The sequence below is a fragment of the Gordonia sihwensis genome, assembly GCF_029632925.1.
GTDB classification, from domain to species: Bacteria; Actinomycetota; Actinomycetes; order Mycobacteriales; family Mycobacteriaceae; genus Gordonia; species Gordonia sihwensis.
Genome location: NZ_CP121248.1, coordinates 3,936,398 through 3,960,109 on the forward strand (window position 1 = coordinate 3,936,398; position 23,712 = coordinate 3,960,109).

The 23,712-nt window shown below is 65.9% G+C and carries 21 protein-coding genes and 1 pseudogene; 5 read left to right on the top strand and 17 right to left on the bottom strand.

The window, feature by feature from the left end:
• Window positions 1–268: 268 nt before the first annotated feature.
• From P5P27_RS18770 to P5P27_RS18785, 4 genes and pseudogenes are all read right to left on the bottom strand, one after another.
• Window positions 269–592 (bottom strand): annotated as a pseudogene (locus tag P5P27_RS18770) (TniQ family protein); the annotation flags it as partial.
• Window positions 592–1,563 (bottom strand): TniB family NTP-binding protein, encoded by a 972-nt coding sequence (locus tag P5P27_RS18775; protein WP_278125506.1) that lies wholly within the window; start codon window positions 1,561–1,563, stop codon window positions 592–594. The pseudogene P5P27_RS18770 and the gene P5P27_RS18775, both read right to left, overlap by 1 nt.
• 83 nt (window positions 1,564–1,646) lie before the next feature.
• Entirely contained in the window at window positions 1,647–3,461 is a 1,815-nt protein-coding gene (locus P5P27_RS18780) for a DDE-type integrase/transposase/recombinase (protein WP_020173033.1), read from the bottom strand.
• A gap of 377 nt (window positions 3,462–3,838) precedes the next feature.
• Window positions 3,839–4,543 (bottom strand): TnsA-like heteromeric transposase endonuclease subunit, encoded by a 705-nt coding sequence (locus P5P27_RS18785; RefSeq protein WP_306302654.1) that lies wholly within the window; start codon window positions 4,541–4,543, stop codon window positions 3,839–3,841.
• A gap of 196 nt (window positions 4,544–4,739) precedes the next feature.
• On the opposite strand from P5P27_RS18785, the gene P5P27_RS18790 reads away from it, so the two are divergent.
• Window positions 4,740–5,558, top strand: coding sequence for a hypothetical protein (locus P5P27_RS18790; RefSeq protein WP_006896694.1), 819 nt, complete (start codon window positions 4,740–4,742; stop codon window positions 5,556–5,558).
• Window positions 5,559–5,832: 274 nt separating this feature from the next.
• Here the strand turns inward: P5P27_RS18790 and dnaB are convergent, their stop codons facing one another.
• Window positions 5,833–8,046, bottom strand: coding sequence for a replicative DNA helicase (gene dnaB, locus P5P27_RS18795; RefSeq protein WP_278125509.1), 2,214 nt, complete (start codon window positions 8,044–8,046; stop codon window positions 5,833–5,835).
• Between the two features lie 397 nt (window positions 8,047–8,443).
• Here dnaB and P5P27_RS18800 point away from each other — a divergent pair, with 397 nt between their 5' ends.
• Window positions 8,444–9,022: a hypothetical protein gene (locus P5P27_RS18800; protein ID WP_051999650.1), complete on the top strand. Its 579-nt coding sequence runs from the start codon at window positions 8,444–8,446 to the stop codon at window positions 9,020–9,022.
• An 87-nt stretch (window positions 9,023–9,109) separates the two neighbouring features.
• Here P5P27_RS18800 and rplI read toward each other — a convergent pair whose 3' ends face one another.
• The 4 genes from rplI to rpsF form a co-directional block, all read right to left on the bottom strand.
• On the bottom strand, window positions 9,110–9,559 hold the full coding sequence (rplI, locus tag P5P27_RS18805) for a 50S ribosomal protein L9 (protein ID WP_006896697.1): 450 nt from the start codon (window positions 9,557–9,559) through the stop codon (window positions 9,110–9,112).
• A gap of 20 nt (window positions 9,560–9,579) precedes the next feature.
• Complete coding sequence (gene rpsR, locus P5P27_RS18810) at window positions 9,580–9,834, bottom strand: 30S ribosomal protein S18 (RefSeq protein ID WP_006896698.1); 255 nt, start codon at window positions 9,832–9,834, stop codon at window positions 9,580–9,582.
• 40 nt (window positions 9,835–9,874) lie between these two features.
• Complete coding sequence (locus tag P5P27_RS18815) at window positions 9,875–10,429, bottom strand: single-stranded DNA-binding protein (protein WP_006896699.1); 555 nt, start codon at window positions 10,427–10,429, stop codon at window positions 9,875–9,877.
• A gap of 110 nt (window positions 10,430–10,539) precedes the next feature.
• A complete protein-coding gene (rpsF, locus tag P5P27_RS18820) occupies window positions 10,540–10,821 on the bottom strand; it encodes a 30S ribosomal protein S6 (RefSeq protein WP_006896700.1) in 282 nt (93 codons plus the stop codon).
• Window positions 10,822–10,982: 161 nt separating this feature from the next.
• On the opposite strand from rpsF, the gene P5P27_RS18825 reads away from it, so the two are divergent.
• On the top strand, window positions 10,983–12,986 hold the full coding sequence (locus P5P27_RS18825) for a GNAT family N-acetyltransferase (protein ID WP_278125512.1): 2,004 nt from the start codon (window positions 10,983–10,985) through the stop codon (window positions 12,984–12,986).
• Here P5P27_RS18825 and P5P27_RS18830 read toward each other — a convergent pair.
• From P5P27_RS18830 to P5P27_RS18840, 3 genes are all read right to left on the bottom strand, one after another.
• Window positions 12,972–14,477 carry a glycosyltransferase family 87 protein gene (locus P5P27_RS18830; protein WP_278125513.1) on the bottom strand — a complete coding sequence of 502 codons (1,506 nt, stop codon included), beginning with the start codon at window positions 14,475–14,477 and terminating at the stop codon, window positions 12,972–12,974. The genes P5P27_RS18825 and P5P27_RS18830 overlap by 15 nt on opposite strands.
• Entirely contained in the window at window positions 14,477–16,735 is a 2,259-nt protein-coding gene (locus P5P27_RS18835; protein ID WP_006896703.1) for a transglycosylase domain-containing protein, read from the bottom strand. Before P5P27_RS18835 ends, P5P27_RS18830 begins: the two co-directional genes overlap by 1 nt.
• Window positions 16,736–16,824: 89 nt before the next feature.
• Window positions 16,825–17,217: a DUF5318 family protein gene (locus P5P27_RS18840; protein ID WP_045539792.1), complete on the bottom strand. Its 393-nt coding sequence runs from the start codon at window positions 17,215–17,217 to the stop codon at window positions 16,825–16,827.
• A gap of 149 nt (window positions 17,218–17,366) precedes the next feature.
• Here P5P27_RS18840 and P5P27_RS18845 point away from each other — a divergent pair, with 149 nt between their 5' ends.
• Entirely contained in the window at window positions 17,367–18,020 is a 654-nt protein-coding gene (locus P5P27_RS18845) for a PadR family transcriptional regulator (protein ID WP_006896705.1), read from the top strand.
• Window positions 18,013–19,107, top strand: a complete 1,095-nt coding sequence (locus P5P27_RS18850) for an inositol-3-phosphate synthase (protein WP_006896706.1) — start codon at window positions 18,013–18,015, stop codon at window positions 19,105–19,107. The genes P5P27_RS18845 and P5P27_RS18850 overlap by 8 nt, the downstream gene beginning before the upstream one ends.
• Window positions 19,108–19,336: 229 nt before the next feature.
• On the opposite strand, the gene P5P27_RS18855 is transcribed toward P5P27_RS18850, so the two are convergent.
• The 5 genes from P5P27_RS18855 to P5P27_RS18875 are packed head-to-tail and all read right to left on the bottom strand — an operon-like array spanning window position 19,337 to window position 23,704.
• A complete protein-coding gene (locus P5P27_RS18855) occupies window positions 19,337–19,609 on the bottom strand; it encodes a hypothetical protein (RefSeq protein WP_006896707.1) in 273 nt (90 codons plus the stop codon).
• Window positions 19,609–19,869 carry a hypothetical protein gene (locus P5P27_RS18860; RefSeq protein ID WP_006896708.1) on the bottom strand — a complete coding sequence of 87 codons (261 nt, stop codon included), beginning with the start codon at window positions 19,867–19,869 and terminating at the stop codon, window positions 19,609–19,611. The genes P5P27_RS18855 and P5P27_RS18860 overlap by 1 nt, the downstream gene beginning before the upstream one ends.
• Before the next feature lie 16 nt (window positions 19,870–19,885).
• Window positions 19,886–20,503 (bottom strand): hypothetical protein, encoded by a 618-nt coding sequence (locus tag P5P27_RS18865; RefSeq protein WP_006896709.1) that lies wholly within the window; start codon window positions 20,501–20,503, stop codon window positions 19,886–19,888.
• On the bottom strand, window positions 20,500–23,232 hold the full coding sequence (locus P5P27_RS20715) for an FtsK/SpoIIIE domain-containing protein (RefSeq protein WP_341338808.1): 2,733 nt from the start codon (window positions 23,230–23,232) through the stop codon (window positions 20,500–20,502). Before P5P27_RS20715 ends, P5P27_RS18865 begins: the two co-directional genes overlap by 4 nt.
• Window positions 23,225–23,704: a nucleotide exchange factor GrpE gene (locus P5P27_RS18875; RefSeq protein ID WP_006896711.1), complete on the bottom strand. Its 480-nt coding sequence runs from the start codon at window positions 23,702–23,704 to the stop codon at window positions 23,225–23,227. The genes P5P27_RS20715 and P5P27_RS18875 overlap by 8 nt, the downstream gene beginning before the upstream one ends.
• Between the last annotated feature and the right edge of the window lie 8 nt (window positions 23,705–23,712).

Below are 23,712 nucleotides of genomic sequence, written 5' to 3' on the forward strand. Positions count from 1 at the left end.
TCCAGTGTGCAGATCCTCGACTGAGCCGACGAGCCACCGAGGGTAGTTCCGCACGGAGACACTCAAGTCGGTCGAGTGCATCGAAGTCAGTCGTAGATCTGTGTGCAGCGGACGAGACCTCCTTGCAGACCGACAGAATCCGATTGGGAACTCTGGTCAACTGCGCAGTGCCACTACCGGGCATCCCGATGAGGTGCCCGCAGTAGAAGCAGACCGGAGACAGAGCCAAAGCCCACTCTCGCCGTGCCACTCCGTTTGGGGCGCAACGGCAATGCTGACCCCACTCACTTGCCAGCCAGCCTTCCTTCGCGAGCACTCGACTATGGCAGTCATCAAGGGTCATCGCCGAAATGCGCGAGAATGGCTGGCGCGTCAGCGTGGCCAGGTGCCGCAGAATCGGCTCGTAGTCAGACGCTGATCGCGATAACTGACTTCGACCAAGGATCTTGGTGACGGTGGTGCAATTCGCCGTCGCCGCGCGCAATACGAAGGACTCCAGCGATTCATCGTCGGCTGGAATCGGTCGAGCAGGCAGATAGCCGATACGAGGCTCTCGCATGGATAGCCCCCTTCCGTTGTCTGCCGGTGACATCACACCCTGCTCTGCTTGCTGCGGCGCCGAAGATCGATTTCCGCCTCTGCTGCGTGCGCTCGTTTACTGAGGCGGACTTCCTTCAGGTGTTCTGGGTTGATCGTGTGCGTGCCGTCGGCGATCTCTGCAAGTGTCGCAATGCGGAGGAGGCGTGTCGCGTCACCGACGTAGCCCTGAGATCGCTTCCAGATGGGCCCCGCGAGCTGTGAAGTGAGAAGCCCTTCGCTTGCCCGAGGGAGATGCGGAAGGAGATAACCTTCCAGCCCGTAGAGCAGTTGCTGCCACGCGTGTTGCTCCTCCGAAGTCTCGATTCCGTAAGGACTGAAGCTCATTGGCTGGAGGCGGCCGATAAGCTGGGCATCGCTCATGGCTTCACTGGATTCGAGGTCTGTCCCAACCAGAATTAAGCTGGCGTTGAATTCGCCGAGCTCGGTGTTCATGTACTTCACGTGATCGAGGACCTCCCGGCCGCCCTTCCAGTTGGTACGCAGTAGATGGAAGTCGTCGATGAGAAGGGTGCGCACGCCGTGGCGTGCCAATGCCCTGACCGCGGCGGTTGACGTCTGGTGGGCGGCGCCGCTGGCGGATAAGCGGAAGAAGTCAAGGACTTGGGAGTTGAATCCTTTGACCATCGAGCCAGATTGCAGGTTGACCCAAACGACGGGGCATAGGTCTGCGTCGATCGTTGGCTGAGGGTTCCACGTGGGCAGTTCTGCAGGGCCTTTCGGTGCGCCTACGATCCATTCCACGTATTTCCTTGTGGCCCAGCGGCGGACCGCCGTGCTCTTCCCGAGCGTGCTTGCGCCTGTGACCGACGCTATTGCCTTCGCACCGGGGCCCGTTTCAGAATTCTCCTGCACGATCTCAGTGAGTCGGTCTGCGACTGCGCGGGTCTCGGCCGTTTCGACGTAGAGTCCATTCATCCATTGACGCAGCGCATCGACCGCCCGCGAGCGGTCCTCGGATGTCATCCTGTCCCAACCAGCCGACGTGTACAGAGGTGGTTCTGGTAACTCCGTTTTGGTGCAAGCCAAATGCCAAGCGAGAGAGTCCATCAGGAGTCGGCCCGCATCGTCGGCCACGGGACGTCGAGGATGTCCAAGGGAACGTCGTCCTGGGGTGAATCGGTATGGGGCGTCTTGGTGCGTGCTTCGTTGCCGCCCGACTGAGTGGCTTCGTCGCGGGTTGCACCTTGGGCTGCCTGAGCTTCTTCGTGGTCTTTGCGCGATTGTTCAACTCTGCGGTGCGCGGCTGACAGTTTGGCAGTCCAGTCAGTTGGAACGGGCCCAGAGGTGAGTTCCGTGAGCTCGTCGAGGATCTGCCGCTGCGCTGAGCCCCGACTCAGAATGTGGTTGCCGCCGCGTTCGCGGACGCGCCGCCTAACAGCCTGAACGATCGTATCGGTCATCGGCGCGTCAGTGAAGAAAGATCCTCGCCACGCAACGGGGCGTACACGGCCGGTCTCGGGGTGCGGGAACCAGATGCTCGACAAGTCGTGCGGGTCGACAAGAAAGGGAACCTTGTTGTCGTCGTCCCTGAACTGGCCCCGTGCGACATTCCGAAAATCATCGAGCAGCTTGCCGTCGTAGACCATCTCAGCAAACTCGACACCTGCGACTCCGACTGTGCCCCACTTGACCGGAAGCATCTGATAGATCATGTCTGCACGCTGCGGTACGTCGATACGGCCGGTGACGTCGAGCATGATGTCCCAGAGCTCCAAAGGACTGGTGCGAGCGGTGGGCTCACCACCGATAACCAAGCCTGTGTGCCACGACCGGTGGTAGTCCAAGGCGACGAATCGCCGAAGGTGTTCTTCCAGTTCGGCGGCCGTGACCAATGCCTCCTCGGCGACCAATCGACCGCGCTCCGAGGTATTGCGACCTTTGTAGCCGGGGAGCTGTTGAACGGCCCGTTGTAGCGTCTCGTGCCAGCGTTCAACGTGGGGGTTGTCCGTTGGCTTCTTCCCGCGACTGAGCAACAAGTCAATCCCGAAGTCGCGCAGAATCGCGCGGAAGTGATCGGACACGAAGATCGAACCGTGGTCGGCGCGGATCGCGTCCGGCATGACGCCAGGGATGTGGTGCTCTCCTTGAAGCGTAGTGAAATCGGGTGCAACACTTCTGCGCCCAACGTTGACCGCGACATCAGAAGCGTCGACGACTTGGGGCAAACCGGCCCAGCGCCAGTGACTGATGGTGGTGCCCTCCACCATCATCGAGAACGGGCGGCAGATGTCGTAGAGAAGTAGCCCGGCATCGATTCCATCGGCGCTCTTCGGCACCACGCGCAGTGCGAGGACCACTCTGGTGGCGACGTCGATTGCAGTGAGGATTTCGACGCTGAAGGGTCGCCCGAGAAGCGGGTCGTATACGAGGTTGTCCGCCCTCGTGGCGTCGATGGCGACTATTTGCCCAGGCCTGATTGCGGGGAAGTGCTCTTTGCCCGACACGCGCTGTAGCGACCGGCTTCTCTGGGTGCGGGTTGTTGCGCCCGCGCCCCGTTTGAGGTGCGCGAGATACTCTGCCGTCAGACGCTGCGGCGTGGAGACATCCACGTGCCCTGCACGCTTGAGCTCAACCTTGATCCGCCGATCAAGCTCGCTGATGTTGGCGTCCGCCCGATCTCCGTCCAGGGTGGCGAAGACCAACTCAGCAACAGTCCGATAGCGCTCATCGATTCGCTCCCACGTCTGTTCGCGACGCAGGGATCTGGCATCGAGGAGCCCGAGTAGTCCGTCGCGTTTCCATGCACGCACCCAGTTGCGGATGGTGCTGTCGACCGGAGCCGATCGCTTGATCTCACCGTTCGCGATGCGGCGTTGTAGGGCACGATCTCCCACAGCTTCTTGCTGCAACGCGACCGCCATCGCGCGACAGCGCGCCGCCTCGGAGACGCCGAAGCCTTCGCCGAAGGGTGGGCGCGGTTCGCCATCGCGCGCGAGTTCGGCGTGACCGTCCCGGTAGCCGGTCAGTATCTCATGCACGATTTCAAGTTTGTCGAGGGCGGCTCGGCGCGTTTCCTCAGACAGGCCATCCCAGTACGGGCGGAGCGCCGGTCTGATTGGCGCTACATCGCCATCGACCACGACTCGCACCTCTGCGAGTTCGGGCCAATCGACGTGCAAGGAATCGCCGACGCTGGTGCGGAGGTCTACGCCGGCCGCTGATACCGCTGTCACCAGACCGGTTCCCCACTCAGTCAGAAGTCGGCCACCGACCTCAACCACTGTGCGACTTGTGTCCACTACGCCACCAGTCCCGCGCGCACTGGCGTTTCCATCGTCAATCGCTTCGAGAGGTTGGTATCCAGCTCACCGGACCAGACCATGTGCCAGACCACGGCGATGGCCTCCCCGTTTCCGGTATCCAGACGAAATAGGGAGCCCAGAGTCGCGGCGTCGTTACTTGCTTCCTTCCCGATCTCGCCAGCCACCTGGTCATACCAGGAAGGCCTTCGGCGGTAGCCGTGCAGCCACAGAAGGTTTAGGCGTTCTACGCGGTCGAGTCCGTTGAATACCTCGTGACGCCATCCCACATTCGCGCAGGCGGCCTCGACCATTGCGACCTGAAGCTTGAATTTGTCGTCCATCTTGTGCGGCAGGCGTGCATTCCAGAGCGTTACCGCCCCGGTGTCGTCAAGGCTGAGTAAGTCGGGCGTGTTTTTCGCCGAGGACGATCCGCCCCGCTTCAGCTGACACGGTTGCGGTATCAGCGCGACGATATCGTTGAGCCGGTCCAGGCGTCGCAAGAGGTCATGCTCGAGGCCCGACTCGAGTTCTAGGTGGTCGCGCATGGTCAGTGAATACGCAGTGACAGGTATGTGCCGGTGACGTTCCGAGGATCGAGGCTTGCGAATCGGAACTACACGTGCGAGATCCGGCGGACCGTCGGACCGCCAGTTCAACACGCGGGACACCTTGTCGCCAGCGAATCGGAACCGCCACGTCACCGCCGCGCGGGAACTCTCGGTCAAGTGACACCTCCGCTTCCGCAGGAATTAGCACCAAATCTAGCAAGAAATCGAGGTCGAAGGGCTACTAAGGGAGCAAGTCGACAATCGGTCAGCGAGGCATTTCGGGTGATAGGCCGACGTCTCCTTCGCCCCATCAGCGGTCCGTGTCGGAAGGCTGCGATAGGTTGCTCCCATGGCCAAAGGCAATCAGGTCGCTCCGTCGACGAAGTTCGAGCAGACGCTGCAGGCATCGGCTCAGCTGCCGGGTGTGCAGATCAACCGGGAGGCCTTCCTCCGCAGAGAGCTGAAGCGATACTGCACCGACGAGCAGATCAAACTCGCTATCGCCACAACACCGGCCGAAGCAGGCGTAACACCTCAAGTGATCGACAAGATCGCCAACAGCGTGATCAAGTTCGAGACCGGCAAGGTGACGACACTTTCCACGGCAGCCGGCATCCCTGGAGGCCTCGCAGCGATCGGCACGGTCCCGGCTGATATCGCGCAGTACTATGGGCACCTTCTTCGCGTCGTCCAGAAGCTCGCCTACATCTACAGCTGGCCGGAGCTCTTCGACGACAGCGCCGACGGAATGGACTCCGCGACCGAAAGCATGCTCACGCTGTTCATCGGCGTGATGTTTGGCGTGAACGCGGCCCAGGCCGGCGTGGCGCAAGTCTCGAAGTTGATCGCAAGTGAAGTGGCCAGGAAGCTGCCGCAGAAGGCTCTCACCAAGGGTGCGATATATCCGGTGGTCAAGAAGGTTGCAGGGCTCCTGGGCATTCAGATGACCAAGCAGGTCTTCGCCAAGAGCGCAGCCAAGGTCGTGCCGCTGGTAGGCGCGGTTGTCTCGGGAAGCCTGACCTTCGTCACGTTCATGCCGATGTCGAAGCGGCTCCAGAAGCACCTCGCAACCCTTCCGCTGACCAAGCCCGGTCACGGAGTCACCGAGCAAGCGTCGAATCCGCCGAGCACATCCCCAAAACCAGCACCAACGTCATCTGCGAATTAGACGAGCTCATCCCACAAGCCAATCGCCGATAGCCTGCCGCCAGCCGCCGGTCACTTCAGCCCCTTCGTCGCCCGGTTTCACCCGCGCACTCGGCGATTTCCAGGAATAGATTCCCCGGCAAAATTAGCAGGAAATCATACCGAAACGCGGGCTACGGGCAACGCTCGCCTGACCATGTTTGCCCTAGTCAGGGCGATTCTTACGCCGTGATCAGGCTTGTTAAACAAGCGGGACCACCTTGCTAATCTTCGCTGCATCTCGACAGCCGCGCCGCTCAGCCCCGCGCCATGTCGACGAACCGAGACAGGTGCAACTGGTGCGCCACCGTGATCGTCGCAGTGGGACCGTTGCGGTGCTTACCGACGATGATGTCCGCTTCACCCGCGCGCGGGTCGTCGCGTTCGGTCGAGTCGGGACGGTGCAGCAGGATGACCATGTCGGCATCCTGCTCCAGCGATCCCGATTCGCGCAGGTCGGAGACCTGGGGACGCTTGTCGGTCCGCTGTTCGGGGCCACGGTTCAGCTGGCTGATCGCCACCACCGGCACCTCGAGCTCCTTGGCGAGCAGCTTGATCGATCGCGAGAACTCCGAGACCTCTTGCTGACGTGATTCGACCTTCTTGCCCGACGTCATCAGCTGCATGTAGTCGATGACGACGAGCTTGAGATCGTGCTTCTGCTTCAGCCGTCGGGCCTTGGCCCGGATCTCCATCATGGTGAGGTTCGGCGAGTCGTCGATGAACAGCGGCGCCTCGGTGATCTCGCCCATGCGGCGCGCCAGCCGGCTCCAGTCGTCGTCGCTCATGTTGCCCGACCGCATGTCGCCGAGCTTCACCTTCGCCTCGGCCGACAGCAGTCGCATGACAATCTCCGTCTTGCTCATCTCCAGCGAGAACATGGCCGAGGTGAGCCCGTGATGAATCGACGCCGAACGGAGCCAGTCCATGGCGAGGGTGGAGTTGTGAGTCGGCACCATCGCCTCACCCGCCAGGTACAGGTGGCTCATGTTGTCGACTTCGACGCACCGCACCGGGACACTCGGCACCGAGCGCACCGACACCACCCGCCGCGCCCGCACGCTGCTGCGCAGTTCCTTGTGTCGCTGGGCCTTCTCGAAGACGGTGAACACGTCGTCGGGCGCGTTGAGCCGGATCCAGCCGCTGCTGGCCCGGCGGAAGGTGTAGCCGAGGCCGGCGGCGAGATCCCCGACCACGGAAGACATGTGGTTGGTGGCCGCGGGCACGGTGATCCAGCCGTCGTCGTCCACACGCGCGCGGGAGTCCAGGATGCCCGCCAGCAGCGCGCGCCGCTGCGGCACCGAACCGCGCAGGTACTCGTGCGGGATGCGGCCGCCCAGATCCGTCATCAACGTCATGACGTCGACCGGACCCTCGGCCTCGATCCGCGCGCCGATCTCCGGGTCGTCATACGCCATTCCGGCCAGCGCGCCGACGGTGTACGGGCCGTAGGCCAGCGGGCGGTACGGCAGTTCGAGCGGCGCAGCGTTGGCGATGCTGGCGCGGCCGCCGTAGATCTGGAGCTGTTCGGTGGTCAGCAGCCGGTCCTCGCCGTCGACCTCCACGGCCCACTGATGCTGTTCATCGGCGACGATCACACCGCCGTCGTCGAACTCCACCGCATAGCAGGGCCGGCGGGTCATCACCTCGGTCACGGCGACGACGGTGGTCGGACGACCGTCGGCCCCCAGGAGCAGGTCACCCTTCGCGACCCGGCCCATCGTGGTCCACCCGCTCGGAGTCGGCAGCGGCGTGTCGAGCGCCAGCGCCTTGCCGACGCCCGGACGCGCCGCCACGATGATCATCTGACCGGGATGAAGACCGTTCGTCAGCTTGTCGAGGTCGGCGAAACCGGTGGGCACGCCCAACGACAGTCCGCCCCGCGACGCGATCGAATCGAGCTCGTCGAGCGTGGGCTGGAGCAGTTCCTCCAGCGGCACGTAATCCTCGGTGGTGCGACGCTCGGTGACCTCGTAGATCTCCGCCTGCGCTCGGTCGACCACCTCGGCCACGTCCTGGCCGTCGGCCCCGGCGTAGCCGTACTGCACGATGCGGGTACCCGCCTCCACGAGCCTGCGCAGAATCGACTTCTCGCCGACGATCTCGGCGTAGTAGCCGGCGTTCGCCGCGGTGGGGACTGTCGAGATCAGCGTGTGCAGGTACGGCGCGCCGCCGACCTTGCGCAGTTCGCCCTTGCGCTCCAACTCGGCGGCGACGGTGACGGCGTCGGCGGGTTCGCCGCGGCCGTACAACTCGAGGATCGCGTCGTACACGGCCTGGTGAGCGGGCTTGTAGAAGTCGCCGGGACGGATCCGTTCGAGCACGTCGGCGATCGCGTCCTTCGACAGCATCATGCCGCCCAGAACCGACTGCTCGGCCTGCTGATCCTGCGGTGGCTGTCGTCCGAACTCCTCCGTCGGAGGTTCTGGCGGGAGATCGGGCTCGCGCCCGAGGTCGGCCTCAATAGCCACTCACACACCCCCTGGTACAGCAACGACAACCGGTGATTTCCGCAAGGGAAACCGAACACTTCAGAAAGGTTAGGGCCAGGGGCGCGATGCTGCCAACCACCCCCTGTGGACAGGGCTGTGGAGCCCGTGTGGACAACTGTGGACGTTGCAGGAAGACATGTGCACAACCCTGTGGAGCAGGTGGGGAAATGTCGTGGAATTCACGTCGTAACCCCAGGTCAGAGCTTGTTGACGAAATCCACAGAACCCGGCTGCCGAATCACCGGCGTGTCGGCTTGCGCCACGCCGAAACACCGTCCAGCAGCACTTCAGGTGATCCACCGTGCACCCGAATCCGCGGTCGCGCACCCGGTGCGATCCGCCCGATTCCGCGCGCCGGACGGGCTGTCGTGCTCAAATGGGAAACGTGCGTGTGTCCCATCCTGCGCGAGCGAGCATCCGGGCGACTGTCGTCGCCGTGATCGCGCTGCTGGCCGCGTCGGTCCCCGCGATCGCACACGCGGCACCGCGGGCGTCGGACTTCGACTTCTCGCCGTACCGCTCGGTGAACGCCGACGACTACCGCTCGGTGGCCTACGTCGACAACGGACGCCACTACTTCACCGCGGGCGGCTGGCGCTGCCAGATCGGTCCGCAGGCGAATGCGATGGCCTGCCGGGGACGCCCCGCCACCGCGCCGCCCGGGACGATCGGCGTGGCGGTCAGCGGCGAGAGCCAGGGTCCGTACTGGGTGCGCAAGGGAACGTCGTTCCAGCTGGGCCCGGTGAGCGGCTACCGGCCCCGCGTGCTCCCGGTAGGCAGCCGGATCACGGTCGCGAACGTCACCTGCGCGGCGCCTCGTGCCGGGGTCGTCGCATGCCGGAACTGGAATCGCGGATTCCTCCTCAGCCGCGCCGGCCATCGGTTCCTGTACCCCGCCGGCGATACCGCGCACTCCGCGAACCCGAAACGTCACCCGCAACCCGCACGTCGGTGACGACGGTGTCGGATGCGAGCGGCGCACCGGACCGACGTCAGAGGCCGGCCACCCCGTGGGGTGACCGGCCTCCTTCGATGCTCTACGTCAGCTGACGACGGCGAGGCTCAGCTTGGCCTCCACCTTCGGGTGCAGCTTGACGACGACGGGGTACTCGCCCAGAGCCTTGATGTGGCCCTTCGGCAGCTCCAGGCTGCGCTTGTCGACGACGGGGCCGCCCGCAGCGCGGATGGCGCCCGCGACGTCCGACGCCGAGACGGAGCCGAACAGCTTGCCCGAGTCGTGGGTCTTGACGGTCAGCGAGACGTTGTCGAGGCCCTCGAGAGCCTGCTTGATCTCGTTGGCGTGGTCGAGGTCGCGCACCGCGCGAGCCTCCTGCGAGCGGCGGATGCCCTCGACCTGCTTCAGCGCACCGCGGGTGGCGACGATCGCCAGTCCGCGAGGCAGCAGGTAGTTGCGGCCGTAGCCGTCACGCACCTCGACGGTGTCGCCGGCCTCGCCCAGATTCTCAACCGATGCGGTCAGGATCAGCTTCATTGTCTTCTGTCCTTTCCCGCTCAGCGTCCGGTCGACGTGAACGGCAGCAACGCCACCTCACGCGAGTTCTTCACGGCCACAGCGACATCGCGCTGGTGCTGCACGCAGTTGCCGGTGACGCGACGCGAACGGATCTTGCCGCGGTCAGAGAGGAAACGACGCAGCAGCGCGGTGTCCTTGTAGTCGATGACGGTCTTCTTGTCCTTGCAGAAGGTGCAGGCCTTGGCCTTCGTGACCTTCTCCACGCGGGGCTTGCGGCCCTTTTGCTTTGCCATGTATTGCTCCAGTCAATGGTCTCCGGGTGGCGGCCCGGAATCAGAAAGGTGGTTCGTCGTCCCCGCCACCGAAGCCGCCGCCCGCTGCGGGCGCACTGCCCCACGGGTCGTCGGCCGGCTGGCTCGCGGCCTGCTGGGGGCGTCCGCCCTGCGGTGCGCCGAAGCCACCGCCTGCGTTTCCGCCACCCTGATTGCCGCCGTATCCGCCGCCACCGCCGTAGTTGCCGCCACCACGCTGGGTGCGGTTGACCTTGGCGGTCGCGTAACGGAGCGAGGGACCGATCTCATCCACTTCGAGCTCGACGACGGTGCGACGTTCCCCTTCACGGGTCTCGTACGACCGCTGCTTGAGCTTGCCCTGCACGATCACTCGGGTGCCCTTGGTGAGGGACTCGGTCACGTTCTCGGCGGCGTCGCGCCAGATGCTGCAGCGGAGGAACAGCGCTTCGCCGTCTTTCCACTCGTTCGTCTGACGGTCGAACGTCCGCGGAGTGGAGGCCACCGTGAAATTGGCGACCGGCGCACCGGAAGCGGTGAACCGCAGTTCCGGATCGGCGGTCAGATTTCCGACGACCGTGATGACCGTGTCCGTCATGAGACTCCCCTAATCGTGTCGAAGAACGCTGACTGGCGCGCCCTGTGAAGTGGTTGACACCACCCTAGAGGCGGGCACCGACAATGTCAGCGTGCTCCGCAGGCTGTGGATTACTTGCGCAGGACCTTGGTGCGGAGCACCGACTCGTTCAGCTTCAGCTGACGATCGAGCTCGCTCACGGTCGCCGGAGTCGCGTTCAGCTGAACGACGGCGTAGATGCCCTCGTTGTGCTTCGCGATCTCGTAGGCCAGGCGGCGCTTGCCCCAGATCTCGACGTCGTCCACCTTGCCGCCTTCGTTGCGAACAACGTTGAGGAAGGTATCCAGGGATGGGGCGACGGTGCGCTCGTCCAGGCTCGGATCGAGGATCACCATCAGTTCGTAATGACGCATAAGACCACATCACCTCCTATGGGCTTTCGGCCACGGACGGTCCGTGGCAGGAGGGTCGCCTGCGTCGGCAACCTGTCAAAGATACATGAGAGCGGACTGACCTGCGAAATCACCGCCGGGCCGCACCGGCGGACGTCACCGGGCTGCACTAGGCTCATCGCATGCCATCGGCCCGCAATGCCTTCGCCGCCAAGCGGCTTCACTTCGGTGAGACCGCCGTGATCCTCGTGACCGCGATGCTGTTCACCGCCGCGTCGGCCGCGGCCTCTTATGCGACGAAGGTGCGCTGCACCACCCCGACGTCGGGCGCCAAACGCGAATGGCTCTACGGCAGCCCGTACGACGTCGTCCCCTGCTACTCGGATCTGATGACGATGTGGCACGGCCGCGGCCTGGCCGACCACGTCTTCCCGTACATCCACGGCGGGATCACGCCGAGCGGCGAACTGTTCGGCGGCGTCGTCGAGTACCCGGTGCTGTCGGGACTGATCATGTGGTTCAGTTCGCTCGGCGCCCACACCGACCGCGAGTTCCTCTGGCACAGCCTCGTCATTCTGTTGCCCTTCGCCTTCATCACGACGATCCTCCTGGCGCTGATGACGCGCTGGTGGGTGCTGCTCTGGGCCGCGACCCCGCCCCTGATGCTCTACGCCCTGCACAACTGGGAACTGCCGGTGGTCTGCGCCGCCGTGGCCGGTGTGGCCGTCATGGCCTGGGGCGGCTCCGCGGATCCCGCGACCGGCCTGCGACGCTGGTCGGTGCGGACCACCGCGATCGTGGCGGCGATCCCGCTCGGGGTGGGGTTCTCTCTGAAGATCTATCCCGGACTCTTCGTTCTGCCGTTGATGCTCTACGTCCTCACCCGCGGAGAGAAGACCGATCGCAGGCCGCGGGGGCTCGACTGGGCCGGTGCGGCCTATGTGGCGCTGTCGGCCGTGGTGACGGTCGCGGTGACGCAGGTCCCGTTCATGATCGCCGGCTACGAGGGATGGAAGGCCGCGATCGACTTCCAGAGCAAGCGCGAGGCGAATCTCTCCACCAACTCGATCTGGTACTGGGGGCTGCGCTTCCTGACCGGCGGTGAGACCTCGACCTACAACAGCATCGTCGACGTCGCGTCACCCCTGCTGATCATCGGCTCGTTCGCCCTCGCCTGCTGGCTCGGGTGGCGCGTCTATCGGCGCGACGGCGTGTTCCCGTGGCTGGGCGTCAGCGCCGCGATGCTCGCCGGATTCATGGTCTTCCACAAGGTCCACTCGCCGCAGTACACCCTCTGGATCCTCCCGTTCTTCGTGCTGCTGCGGGTCCGCTGGTGGCTGATCGCGCTGTACCTGGTGGCCGACGCTGCCCTCGATCTGACGATCTTCCACCTCCTGATGAACTACTCGGCGACCACACGTGCCTGGGTCCTCACCGGAGTCAACTTCGGCGTCTGGACCCACGCCGTCCTGCTCGTGGCGCTCATCTTCGTGTTCGTCAGAGCCCGGCCCCGCGAGCCGCTCGCCTCGTATCTGACCGGCGGTGTGCCGCCGAAGGGACCGCTCACCCGACTCGCCGCCGCCGACGCGGCCGGCGCCCGCAGCTGGCTCGGCGCGCCGACGCTGGCCAACCGGCACGTGACCCTTCGACCGCTCGTGCCCGCGGACGCCGAAGCGCTCGGCAGGGTTGCCGGCGATCCCGAACTGTACAAATGGACCGGCGACCTCCCGCGCGACACGACAGCTGCCGCGGCCTGGATCACCGCGGCGCTCTCGGATCCGCGGCGCATACCGTTCGCCGTCCTCGACGCGCAGGGACGGCTCGTCGGCACCACGAGCTTCTACGACGTCGACTCCGCGAACCGGTCCCTCGCGATCGGCTCCACCTATTACGGCCCCGCGGCGATGGGAACCGCGGTCAATCCGGCGGCCAAACTCCTGCTCTGCGAGTACGCGTTCACCGTGTGCGACGCGGTGCGGATCGTGTGGCACACCCACGCCGAGAACGCGCGTTCGCGCGCCGCGATCACCAGACTCGGCGCGGTTCCGGAGGGCGAGCTGGGAAAGCACCGCCGATTCCGCGGCGGATGGCGGACCACCGCCCAGTTCGCGATCGTCGACGACGACTGGCCGGCCTCGCGGGATCTGCTCGCGGCGCGGCTCGGAGCTCGATCAGACGCTCGGTGACCCGGTCGCGGCTTCGCCTGCGACCGGCGAACGCATCAGCCGGGACGATGAGGGTTCGTCGTCGTCGACGCGGAGCAGCTGCCACACGACCACCGCGCACAAGCCGACCAGAACCGCACCGCGAAGCGTGTTGACGGCGTAGAAGACGTCCGGCGGAAGCCATTTGCGGCTCGGGTCCAGGAACAGGCCCATCCGCGGAATCCAGACGAGCGCGTCGAAGGTCATCCACGCCAGCACCGCGCTCGGGTACGGGACCGCCAGCACGGCGAGCGGGACCAGCCACAGCGACGACTGCGGTGTCCATTCCTTCCCGAACAGCAGGAAGCCGGCCACCAGCAGGAACATCAGCTGCGCCAGGGTCGGTTCGCCGCTCGCGCGCAGCCCGATGTATGCGACGGCGGCGACCACGGCGATCAGCAGCAGGACGATGCCGTTGAGCAGGGCCGTCGACGGGTTCCATCCGGTCGCCATCGATATCAGGCGGTACAGGGTGTCCGGTTCCACGCCGCGGTCGCGCCAGACGCGGAAAGCCTGGCTCCATCCCGTCGGGTACAGGATCATCAGCGGCAGATTGATCACCAGCCAACTCGCCGCCGCCGCTCCGACGACGACCGCCAGCCTGCGGAGCTCTCGCTGCCGGACGCACAGGACCGCGATCGCGGGCAGAAGCAGAAGCGGATACACCGCCGCGGCGGCGCCGAGGCCGGCGAAGACACCCGTCCAGCCGGGGCGGCCGCGCGTCCAGCACAGCATCGCCACGGCCACCATCGCGATGGCGATGACGTCGGTCGAGGTGAAGGCGTGGAAGAACAGCAGGGGCGAGAGCGCCATCAGCGCGCCGAGCCACAGTCGGCGGCGGTCGGTCATCATCGTGGCCCACACCGCGAGCAGCCAGAACAGCGACAGCAGCACAGCGCTGATGTTGAAGTAGTTCACCACGTCGAGCGTCTTCGGCAGCCCCAGGGTGTCGGCCAACAGGCCCCAGCCCCGCGCGGCCTGGGCGCTGACGTACATGAACAGCCCAGTCAGCGCCGGCTCGGCGAGATAAGCCTTGGTCTGGGCGCCGTCGCCGTCGCTCTGCATCCAGTGGGTGCGGTACGGGAAGGCGCCCTTGGCCAGGTCGGCGGGAGTCAGCTTGTCCTGCTCGTACGACGCGACCAGATCGGAGTAGCACAGGCCGACGAACTGCCGCTGGTTGTCCCAGTTCAGACGCACCTGACCGGGTGCGTCCCGGACGGGCGCCTGCTGGATGCAGCCGGCTTTGCCGAACCAGCTGATCGACAGCCCCACCAGGGCGAGCAGGAGGACCACCCGCACCGGCGTCCAGGTCCGACTGCGACCGACGGCGGCGTGCAGTCCGACAGGCCCGCCGATCGAGTCGCTGGCCGCCGCCAACTGGGGGCTCGACCACGACGGCACCACACGCTCGGTCTCCACCCGCAGATCATCTGCGAGCGGTTCCGGCGAGTCCCACGTCGGCTGCTGCGTCACTACGTCGCGGGCACCGGTGCTGCTGGAGCGAGTTGCTGATCGGTCGGATTGCGGCCGCGATTGTTGTTCGCGGTCCCGTTGCCGTTGCCGGTTCCGTTGCCCGGACCTGTTCCGGTTCCGTCGTCACCGCCGGTGCCCGGCTCCTGGGTGGGCGACTCATCGTCACCGCCGCCGATCGGGATCGTGACGCCCGGAGCGATCACCACGTCGCCGTTCTCGTTCTGCCCGGGCAGACGCGGAAGTCGAGGACGCTCGCGGGTGGTCTGAGTCTCGGTCGGGGTGTAGGTGGTGGGCGGCGGCTCATACGGGACGCCCGCCTGTCCGCCGACCGCCTCGGGGGTCGGGAACTGCTCGATCGGCTCGCCCTCCAGGGCGGCGTCCATCGAGGCCTTCCAGATCTGAGCGGGCAGTCCGCTGCCGTAGATCGACGATCCGGAGTAGTTGCGCAGCGGCGCGCCCTTGTCCGTGCCGACCCAGGTGGCCGTCGACAGCTGCGGCGTGTAGCCGGCCATCCACGCGTCCTTGTTGTATCCGGTGTCGCCGAGCTGGGCGGTACCGGTCTTGGCCGCCGACGGCCGCGGCCCGTAGGTCGAGTCGTACAGCGAGTTGCCGTTGGAGTAGGCCGCGATCGGCATCATCGCCGAGGTCACGTTGTCCGCGACGGCCTCCGAGACCACGCGCTTGCCCTTGTCCTTCTGGCGTTCGAAGAGCACGTCGCCGGTCGAGGTCTCGACCTTCTGGACGAAGAACGGGTCGCGGTGGATGCCCGACGCGGCGAGCGTCGCGTAGGCCGAGGCCATGTCGAGCACGCGGGACGGGTACTGGCCCAGGACCACGCCGCCTTCGCTGTGGCCGTTCTTCTCCTGCAGGGTGTGCTGGATGTCGCCGAAGCTCTCGGCGATGCCGAGCCGGTGCGCCGTGTCGGCGACCGCGTCGGCCTGACCGTTCAGGTCCATCATGAGCCGGTAGTAGACGGTGTTCAGCGACATCTTCAGCGCGGTGGCCAGGTTGCAGCTGCCGCAGCTCTCGCCGTCGGAGTTCTGGACCACCAGGCCGCCGGGCGCCTCGTACGGCGCCGAGCTGTAGTACTTCGAGAGCGGGATGTCCTGCTCCAGGGCCGCGACCAGCGCGAAGACCTTGAAGATCGAACCGGTCTGCAGGCCGGCCGAAGCGTAGTCCCAGCCCTGTCCGTCCTCGCCACCGTAGTAGCCCTGGATGCCGCCGGTCGCGGGATCGATGGACACCGACGCGGTGCGCAGGTTCTTCGGCTCGCCGTCGAGCTTGTTGCGCGCCGCGGAGACCAGCGCCTTCTGCACCTTCGGATCGATCGAGGTGGTGATCTTCAGACCGGAGGTCTGCACCTGCTGCTCGGTGATGCCGAGCTTCTCGAGTTCGGCCAGCACCTGCCGTTTGATCAGGCCGTTGGGTCCTTCGTTGGCCTCGGCCGTCTGATCCTTGACCTTCGCGACCTTCGGGAACTTCTGCGCGTCGCGGTCAGACTTGCTGAGTGCGCCGATCGAGACCATGCCGTCGAGCACGTAGTTCCAGCGGCTGACCGCCAGATCCGGGTTCACCGCGGGATCGTAGATCGACGGACCGCGGATGATGCCGGCGAGCAGCGCCGACTCCGACGGGGTGAGCTTCTTGAGCGGCTTGTTGAAGTACGCGCGCGCGGCGGCGTCGACGCCGTAGGCGCCGCGGCCGAAGTAGATGGTGTTCAGATACGCCGCCATGATCTCTTCCTTGGACCACTGGCGGGACATCTTGGTGGCGATCGCGAGTTCTTTGAACTTGCGCTTGTAGCTGACCTCGTCACCGACGATCGCGTTCTTCACGTACTGCTGGGTGATGGTGGAGCCGCCGCCCGCACCGGACTTGCCGAAGGCCTTGCCCAGCACGGCCCGGGTGAAGCCGGAGGTCGAGAAACCCGCGTTCGAGTCGAAGTCTCGGTCCTCGGCGGCCTTCACCGCGTCGACCATGGACTGCGGGATGTCCTCGTACTTGACGTCGGTCCGGTTGCCCTCGGGTGGCACGATCTTGGCGATCGTCCCGCCCTTGCTGTCGGTGATGGTGGCGACCTGGTTCTGCTTGATGTCGCCCGGCGACGGCACGTCCACCGTCAAGTAGGTGAACAGGAAGGCCACCACCAGGAAGACGGCGACCAGCGGCACTGCTCCGGCAAGAATGCCCAGCGTCCACGCCGTGGCCTTCACCGCCGTCGATTTCTCCGACGTCGCAGCACCTTTACCGCTGGTCATCGCTCACCCACTTCTCTGCGCTGTTGCGCGGACGAAACTAACACTCTCAACTGTGACGTATGGCTGCGGCTGCGCCAACTCCGGTCACATCACTTGGCGACCCGGCGACGCCGTCGACCGGCGCCCTCGGGCAATCCGGCAACGTACGACTGCACGAGATAGTTCCACCGGCAGGTTCGGCAGACTTCGACGACGTGAACCGTGAAGGCGCCGGCACTCCCGTCGAGGGCCTCGATCTCGCCCGCCGAACGAGCCGAGCCGTGGATGTGTCCGAGGTGCTCTCCGAACACCCAGGACACCACCGTGACCTGCTCTTTCCGGCACACGGGACAGACCTCGTCGGTCGGCTTTCCGTGGAACTTGGCCGCCCGCAAGAGGTAGGGGTCGGCGTCGCACACCTGGGACAGGGCCGTGCGGCCCGTCCGCACACGCGCTAGGCACTCGCGTCGCGCGAGTGCGTAGTCCACGATCTGCCGCTGCACGTTCCCAAGCCTAGACGCGAGCCCGCCACGACTGCCCTGTGATGCAGATCAAGCCGCTGCCGTACTCGCAACTTCACTGCGAGTTATATCGATGCGATACATTAGATGCTGCATCAAGGCGCGATAACGCATCGAAAGGGGGCCGAGTCATGCTCGAAATGGCGATTCTCGGCCTGCTGCTCGAATCGCCCATGCACGGGTACGAACTGCGCAAGCGGCTCACCGGGCTGCTCGGCGCGTTCCGCGCGTTCTCGTACGGCTCGCTGTATCCGACCCTGCGCCGCATGCAGGCCGACGGGCTGATCGCCGAAGACGAGCCCGAGACCTCCACGGGAACCAAGGTCCGCCGGGCACGCCGCGTGTACCGGCTCACTCCGGCGGGCGAGTCGCGCTTCACCGAGTTGGTCGCGGACACCGGCCCGCAGAACTACACCGACGACGGCTTCGGTGTGCACCTGGCCTTCTTCAGCAGGACGCCCGCGGTGGCTCGCATGCGCATCCTCGAGGGCCGCCGCAGGCAGGTCGAGGAACGCCGCGAGGGTCTGCGCGATCTGCTCGGCCGTGCGACGCGCTCGAACGATCACTACACGCGCCAGATGCACGAGCTCAGCCTGGAGACCTCCGAGCGCGAGGTCCAGTGGCTCAACAAATTGATCGCCGACGAGGCCTCCGGGTCTGTCGGCACCCCGGATTTTCGTTCCTCGTCGTCGGAGACGACGACGCAGGACGAAGTAGGAAAGAACTCGGCGGCACAGCATTCCGCCGTACCGCTGCAACAAGAAGGAGATCCCGACCATGGGTGAAACCAACAAAGTGCGCGTGGCCATCGTTGGCGTGGGTAACTGCGCCTCATCCTTGGTTCAGGGCGTTCAGTACTACCGCGACGCCGATGAGAACGCGACCGTCCCCGGTCTGATGCACGTCAAGTTCGGCGATTACCACGTCCGTGACGTCGAGTTCGTCGCCGCTTTCGACGTCGACGCCAAGAAGGTCGGCTTCGACCTCTCCGAGGCGATCGTCAACAGCGAGAACAACACCATCAAGATCGCCGACGTCCCGCCGTTGAACGTGACCGTCCAGCGCGGCCACACCCTCGACGGTCTCGGCAAGTACTACCGCGAGACCATCACCGAGGCCGACGGCGAAGGCGTCGACATCGTGAAGGCCCTCAAGGACAACGACGTCGACGTCCTGGTCAGCTACCTGCCGGTCGGTTCCGAGCAGGCCGACAAGTTCTACGCTCAGTGCGCCATCGACGCCGGCGTGGCCTTCGTCAACGCCCTGCCCGTGTTCATCGCCTCCGACCCCGAGTGGGCCGAGAAGTTCCGCGCCGCGGGCGTCCCGATCGTCGGCGACGACATCAAGAGCCAGGTCGGCGCGACCATCACCCACCGCGTCATGGCGAAGCTGTTCGAGGATCGCGGTGTGGAGCTCGACCGCACCTACCAGCTGAACGTCGGCGGCAACATGGACTTCAAGAACATGCTCGAGCGTGAGCGTCTGGAGTCGAAGAAGGTCAGCAAGACGCAGGCCGTCACCTCGATCCTCGACGGCCCGCTCGCCGGCAAGGTCTACGACAAGAACGTGCACATCGGCCCGTCGGACTACGTCCAGTGGCTCGACGACCGCAAGTGGGCCTACGTCCGTCTCGAGGGCCGTGCCTTCGGCGACGTGCCGCTGAACCTGGAGTACAAGCTCGAGGTCTGGGACTCCCCCAACTCGGCAGGCATCATCATCGACGCCGTCCGTGCCGCCAAGATCGCCAAGGACCGCGGCCTCGGCGGCCCGATCCTCCCGGCCTCGGCCTACCTGATGAAGAGCCCGCCCGAGCAGATCGCCGACGACAAGGCGCGCGCGCAGCTCGAGGCGTTCATCATCGGCGCCGAGTAGGACGTCGGTACTGACGAATCGAAGGCCCGGCACTCCCCCTCGGAGTGCCGGGCCTTCGTCGTCTTCCGGGCCGTCGGGTACTACGGTGACGGTGTTCGATTCCTTCCTCTGGGGTCTATGTGCGACCTGCGCGGACTTGTCCGGTCTGGACTGCGGCGATCGTGAAGGAGCGGACAGGATCCCGGATCCGCGGCGTGCGGAGATGGCTTCGCGACGTGAATCTCGCCCCTCAGTTCAGCGATTCGAGGTGCCGCGCAAACTCTTCGGCGGCCTTCTTGGTGTTGTGCAGGTTCACTGACAGCCTGTCGATGTCCTGGTTCGCCTGATCGAGCGCGTACGAGAGTTGTCCGATCGGCCCAGAACCGCCGCGGCCGAGGACCGCATGAACCTGTCTGATGTTGCGGTTCAGGGACTGCTTCAGACCGGCGGCCTGCCGATTCGCGTCCTCCGACTTCCGTGCCAGCTGTTTCACCTGGCGGGTGAGTTCCTCGTGTTTCGACATCAGAGCCTCCTGGCGATGTCTTCGGCCTGCCGCATCGCAGCGGCGATGCGCTGCTGCAATGCATCCAGGCTCACCGAACTGGCCTGCAGAGCATTGACCATCCGGTCGTCGGCCTTGGTCGAGGTCGAACCGGCGACCCTGCGGACCTCGCTCGACAGGTTCCGGACTTCCCCGTGCTGGCTGCGAATCAGCCGTTCTAACTGCTGCAACGTCGAAACCGCCTGCATGACCGCCTGTCGTTCAGCCTGTACTTCACTCATGAAGCCTCCATTGTCTCTAAAGAATCAGGACCAGCACGATGATGAGAACGATGAGCGTCCCGACCGCGCCCGCCACGATCGCACCCGTACGGCTCGGTGCCGGCGGTGCGGGCAGCGGATCGGTGGCCACCGGCTTCGCCACGCGGGTCGGCTCGTGCCGTCTACGCTCGTCGACCGCACGTTCCCGTGCCTCGGCGAGCTTTCGCTCGCGCTCGGCCTGTTTCGCCGTGAGTTCTTCACGTCGCGCCGCCCGGTCGGCCTCGTCTCGCGCGATTCGCTTCTTCGCGCGCTCGTACCCCTCCACGACCGACGCGTGCTTCTGGAGGCGGCCGACGACGAGTTCGAGGTCGGCCAGCACCACGTGCGCGTGTCTGGCCTGCTGTGGAACGGCCGCGGCCGGCACCCGATCGAGCCCGATCGTCCGCGCCGCCGCATCCAGCTGCTCGGACAGTGCGTCGCGCCGCCCGTCGAGCCCGGCAAGGCACTGTTCGCGGTCTGCAGCCTCCACCGCCACGTTCCGTTCCCGTTCCTGGAAGAGGTGATCCGACCTCCGCCGCTCGTCGATCAGCTCTCCGTCGATCGCCGCGAGATCGTTCACCGCCCCCAGATACCGGTCCCATGCCGTGTCCGTCATATCGGGATGCTCACCTCCGTCTTCTCGATACCGTTCTGCGGCAACGCAGCCGGATCGAACGGAACCAACAGATCCTGCCGACCGCTGCTCCTGTCGACGACGACGACGCGCGGTCCGCTGAAGTCCATGCGCCCGGTGCCCGGCGCCAGCAGGTCGGTCTGCGATCCCGGTTCGGTCAGGACGATCGTCCGGAAGCCGTCGCGAAGTTCGCCCGCCGTCCTCGCGTCGTATGAGCTCATCGAGCGGAACCTGATCACGAAGAGCATGCCGCAGGCAATCGATCGCTTGATGAAGCGCTCCACCGCCTCGATCGGACGCGGGTATTCGTCTGAATCGACCAGCGACGCGATGTCGTCGGGGTCGTCGAGGATGATCACCCGCTCGATGCGGCTGCTCGGCACCGCCGTCCGCGCTGTCAGGGTACGCAGGAAGCTATCCGCCTCTTCCGCTGAGATCCGCTGGATTCCCGCTTCGTTCGCCCACGGACCGACGTCATCGAGCCCAACGCCCGAGCTGTCGATGACGGTCCACTGCGCGGAGGCGAGATCGGACGCGCGAATGGATGCGTGGATCGACGACAGCACCGCCCTGGTGCGGTCGAGGTCGTCGCCGATCAGCGCGACGTTGCCGAGTCGGCCGCGCTTCAGCGAGAATCCCTGCGCGGTTCCACCGACGCTGATCGGGACTCCGACCGTGGCGATCTCTCGATCGTCAGCTGGGATCCACTCGGCGTAGGCGGAACTCACGAAGGTGCTGGGACGCCGGGGAGTGAAGCCATCCGCCATCGCCCGGCTGAACAGTTCCGTCTGCAGCCGGTCCAGGTAGGCGGGATCGGCCCACACCACCGAACCGATCCGATTGGCCGCCAGATGTCCGAGATCATCGTTGAACACCGCCTGACCACGCCCGTGCAGATCTCCCGCGGCGAGGTTCCCCGCACCGAGGATCGTCTCCGACTCGTGTTCGGTGTTCCGCAGCGAGATCCGGTTGTGGAACTGACCGAAGATGGCGTCACGCTTGAGCGCGAGCGCTTGAATACCAGACAGCGTCTGCGATGCGAGCACCAGGTGGACCCCGTAGGCGCGGCCCTTCCGAGCGAGGTGTTCGATCAGCTGCACCGCTCGTTGCGCGACATCGTCGTCCGGTTCGAAGAGCACCTGAAACTCGTCGGCCACCAACACCAGCCGCGGCATGTCCCGACCTGTCAGCGCCCGATAGTCCGCGAGCGAAGACGCGCCCGCCGACTTGAAAGCGTCCGCCCTGCGGTCGAACTCGGAGGCGAGATGCTCCAAAACCGCCACGCCGTACGCTCGATCGCTCTCCAGGCCGAGGGAGTCGACGTGCGGCAACCAGGTCTCGTCGCCGGTCGGTGCGAGCCGCGCGAACTCGACGCCCTCTTTGAAATCCAACAGGTGAAAACGAACGTCCCGCGGCGAGTACCGGCTCGCGAGACCATAGATCAAGCAGAGCAGCAGGTTCGACTTTCCCGTGCCGACGGCGCCGCCGATGAGCGCGTTCGGCGCGGGCGGATTCGCACTCCGGAGTTCCAGGCCGCCGAGTCCGCCGGGCATTCTCGCGAAGATGCCCGATAGCCCGTCGTCGCCGCGATCGGACCATCCGGCATCGATCTCGGCGAGGACCGCCTCCAAGGTCATCGTCCCCTGCGCCGCGGCCTCGATCGCTTCGGCCCTCGCGTGGATCAAGTTGTTCCGCGCCGCTGGGGTGGGCGACGGATCAGCCCGAACCGTCAATCCGGGCACGGCCGCGAACGAATCCGACCGGATCTCGCCGGCCGCGTCGACCCGGACCAGCCCGCGGTCGACGTCGACCTGTGCCCGATCACCCACGCGGATCGGGCCATCGACGTACCCCGGGCTCGCGATCAGCAGAAACACGCCGCGCCCGGCCGCCGATTCGACGATCCTATTGAGATCGTCAGCGGCGGTCTCGGTGACTCCGCTCGGTGCGTCGAGCAGGACCGCGAGTTCGAGACGCCCCGCCTGCGACAGCGGCAGGTCCCGATGATCGGCCGCACCCGCCGTGCTCATCGTCTCCGCAGCCCGGCCGATTCTGTCGATGAGCCCGGACAACAGCCTCCGCAACCCGTCCTCGGTCTGGATCGCGGGCGGGTACCCGATCGGATCGGTGTCGCGGAACAACGACGTGAAGCCGAGGATCCCACGGAGCCTGGGATCGAACACCGAGACCCGCAGGGACTCCGGCGGCGCCGACAGCGCCAGTCTGAGCACGGTGTCCGCGATCAACTGCTCGGCACCGCTGCCACCGACGACCCACCCCGAGACGCCGATCAACGGAAGAAGCGCCGGCGCACCACCCGGGAGGGTGCCGACCCGGACCGCCGACGGTACCGCCCGCGCCGGCTGCGGCACGCTCAGCGCCCGCGCAGCCCATCCGGCACCGGCCGCACCGGGCGCGAGTTCCTCGGCTGCGGCCCGCAGCGCCGCCCCAACAGCCCGCGTCCGCCGCACGGCATCAGCCTGCAGCTTCGCCTCCGCCTCTTCCTTCTCGCGCCGGAGTCGCCGCCGCTGCGCCGCCAGCTCGTCGTCGAGCGTTGTCCGCGTGATCGACAGCGCGATGTCGATCTCCCCGAGGAGCCTGCCGGCTTCGGCTGTGAGGCCGCCGGCCTCGGCCATCGTCGCGGCCATCGCGTCGGTGAGGCGGCGACGAGCGTCCTGCTGATCGTCACGGCCGGTACCGCCACTAGTCATCCGCCGCGCCGTTCTGTCCAGGAGCCCTCGGTCCCGCGGCCACGACCACGCCCGCCGGGCGCAGCACGCGACCGTCCAGTTCGAAACCGCGGACGGTGCGTCCGGTGATAGCGCCTTCGGGGGCGTCGGCGACAACGACCGACTCGATGCGATGTCTCCGCGGGTCGACATCTCCGTCGACGCCGATCTGCTCGACCCCGAAGTCCTCCAGGATCTGGATCACCTCGTCTCGAACGGACTCTGCGAGCGGGTCCGCCTCACCGTCCCAGTTGTCGACACGGTCGATGACATTCATCAGCCGGGTGGCGACGGGCCGGAGCACTCGCCCTACCAGCAGGGTCTCGTCGAGCGCCGACTTGGCCCGCAGCTCCCCGAGCAACTCCTGGCCACGGTTGTCGTTGAGGAGCCGTCTCCGGAAGAGCTCCGTGAGGTCGTCGAGCCGCTTCGAGACATCGGCGAGCGTCTGATCCACCGGTTCTC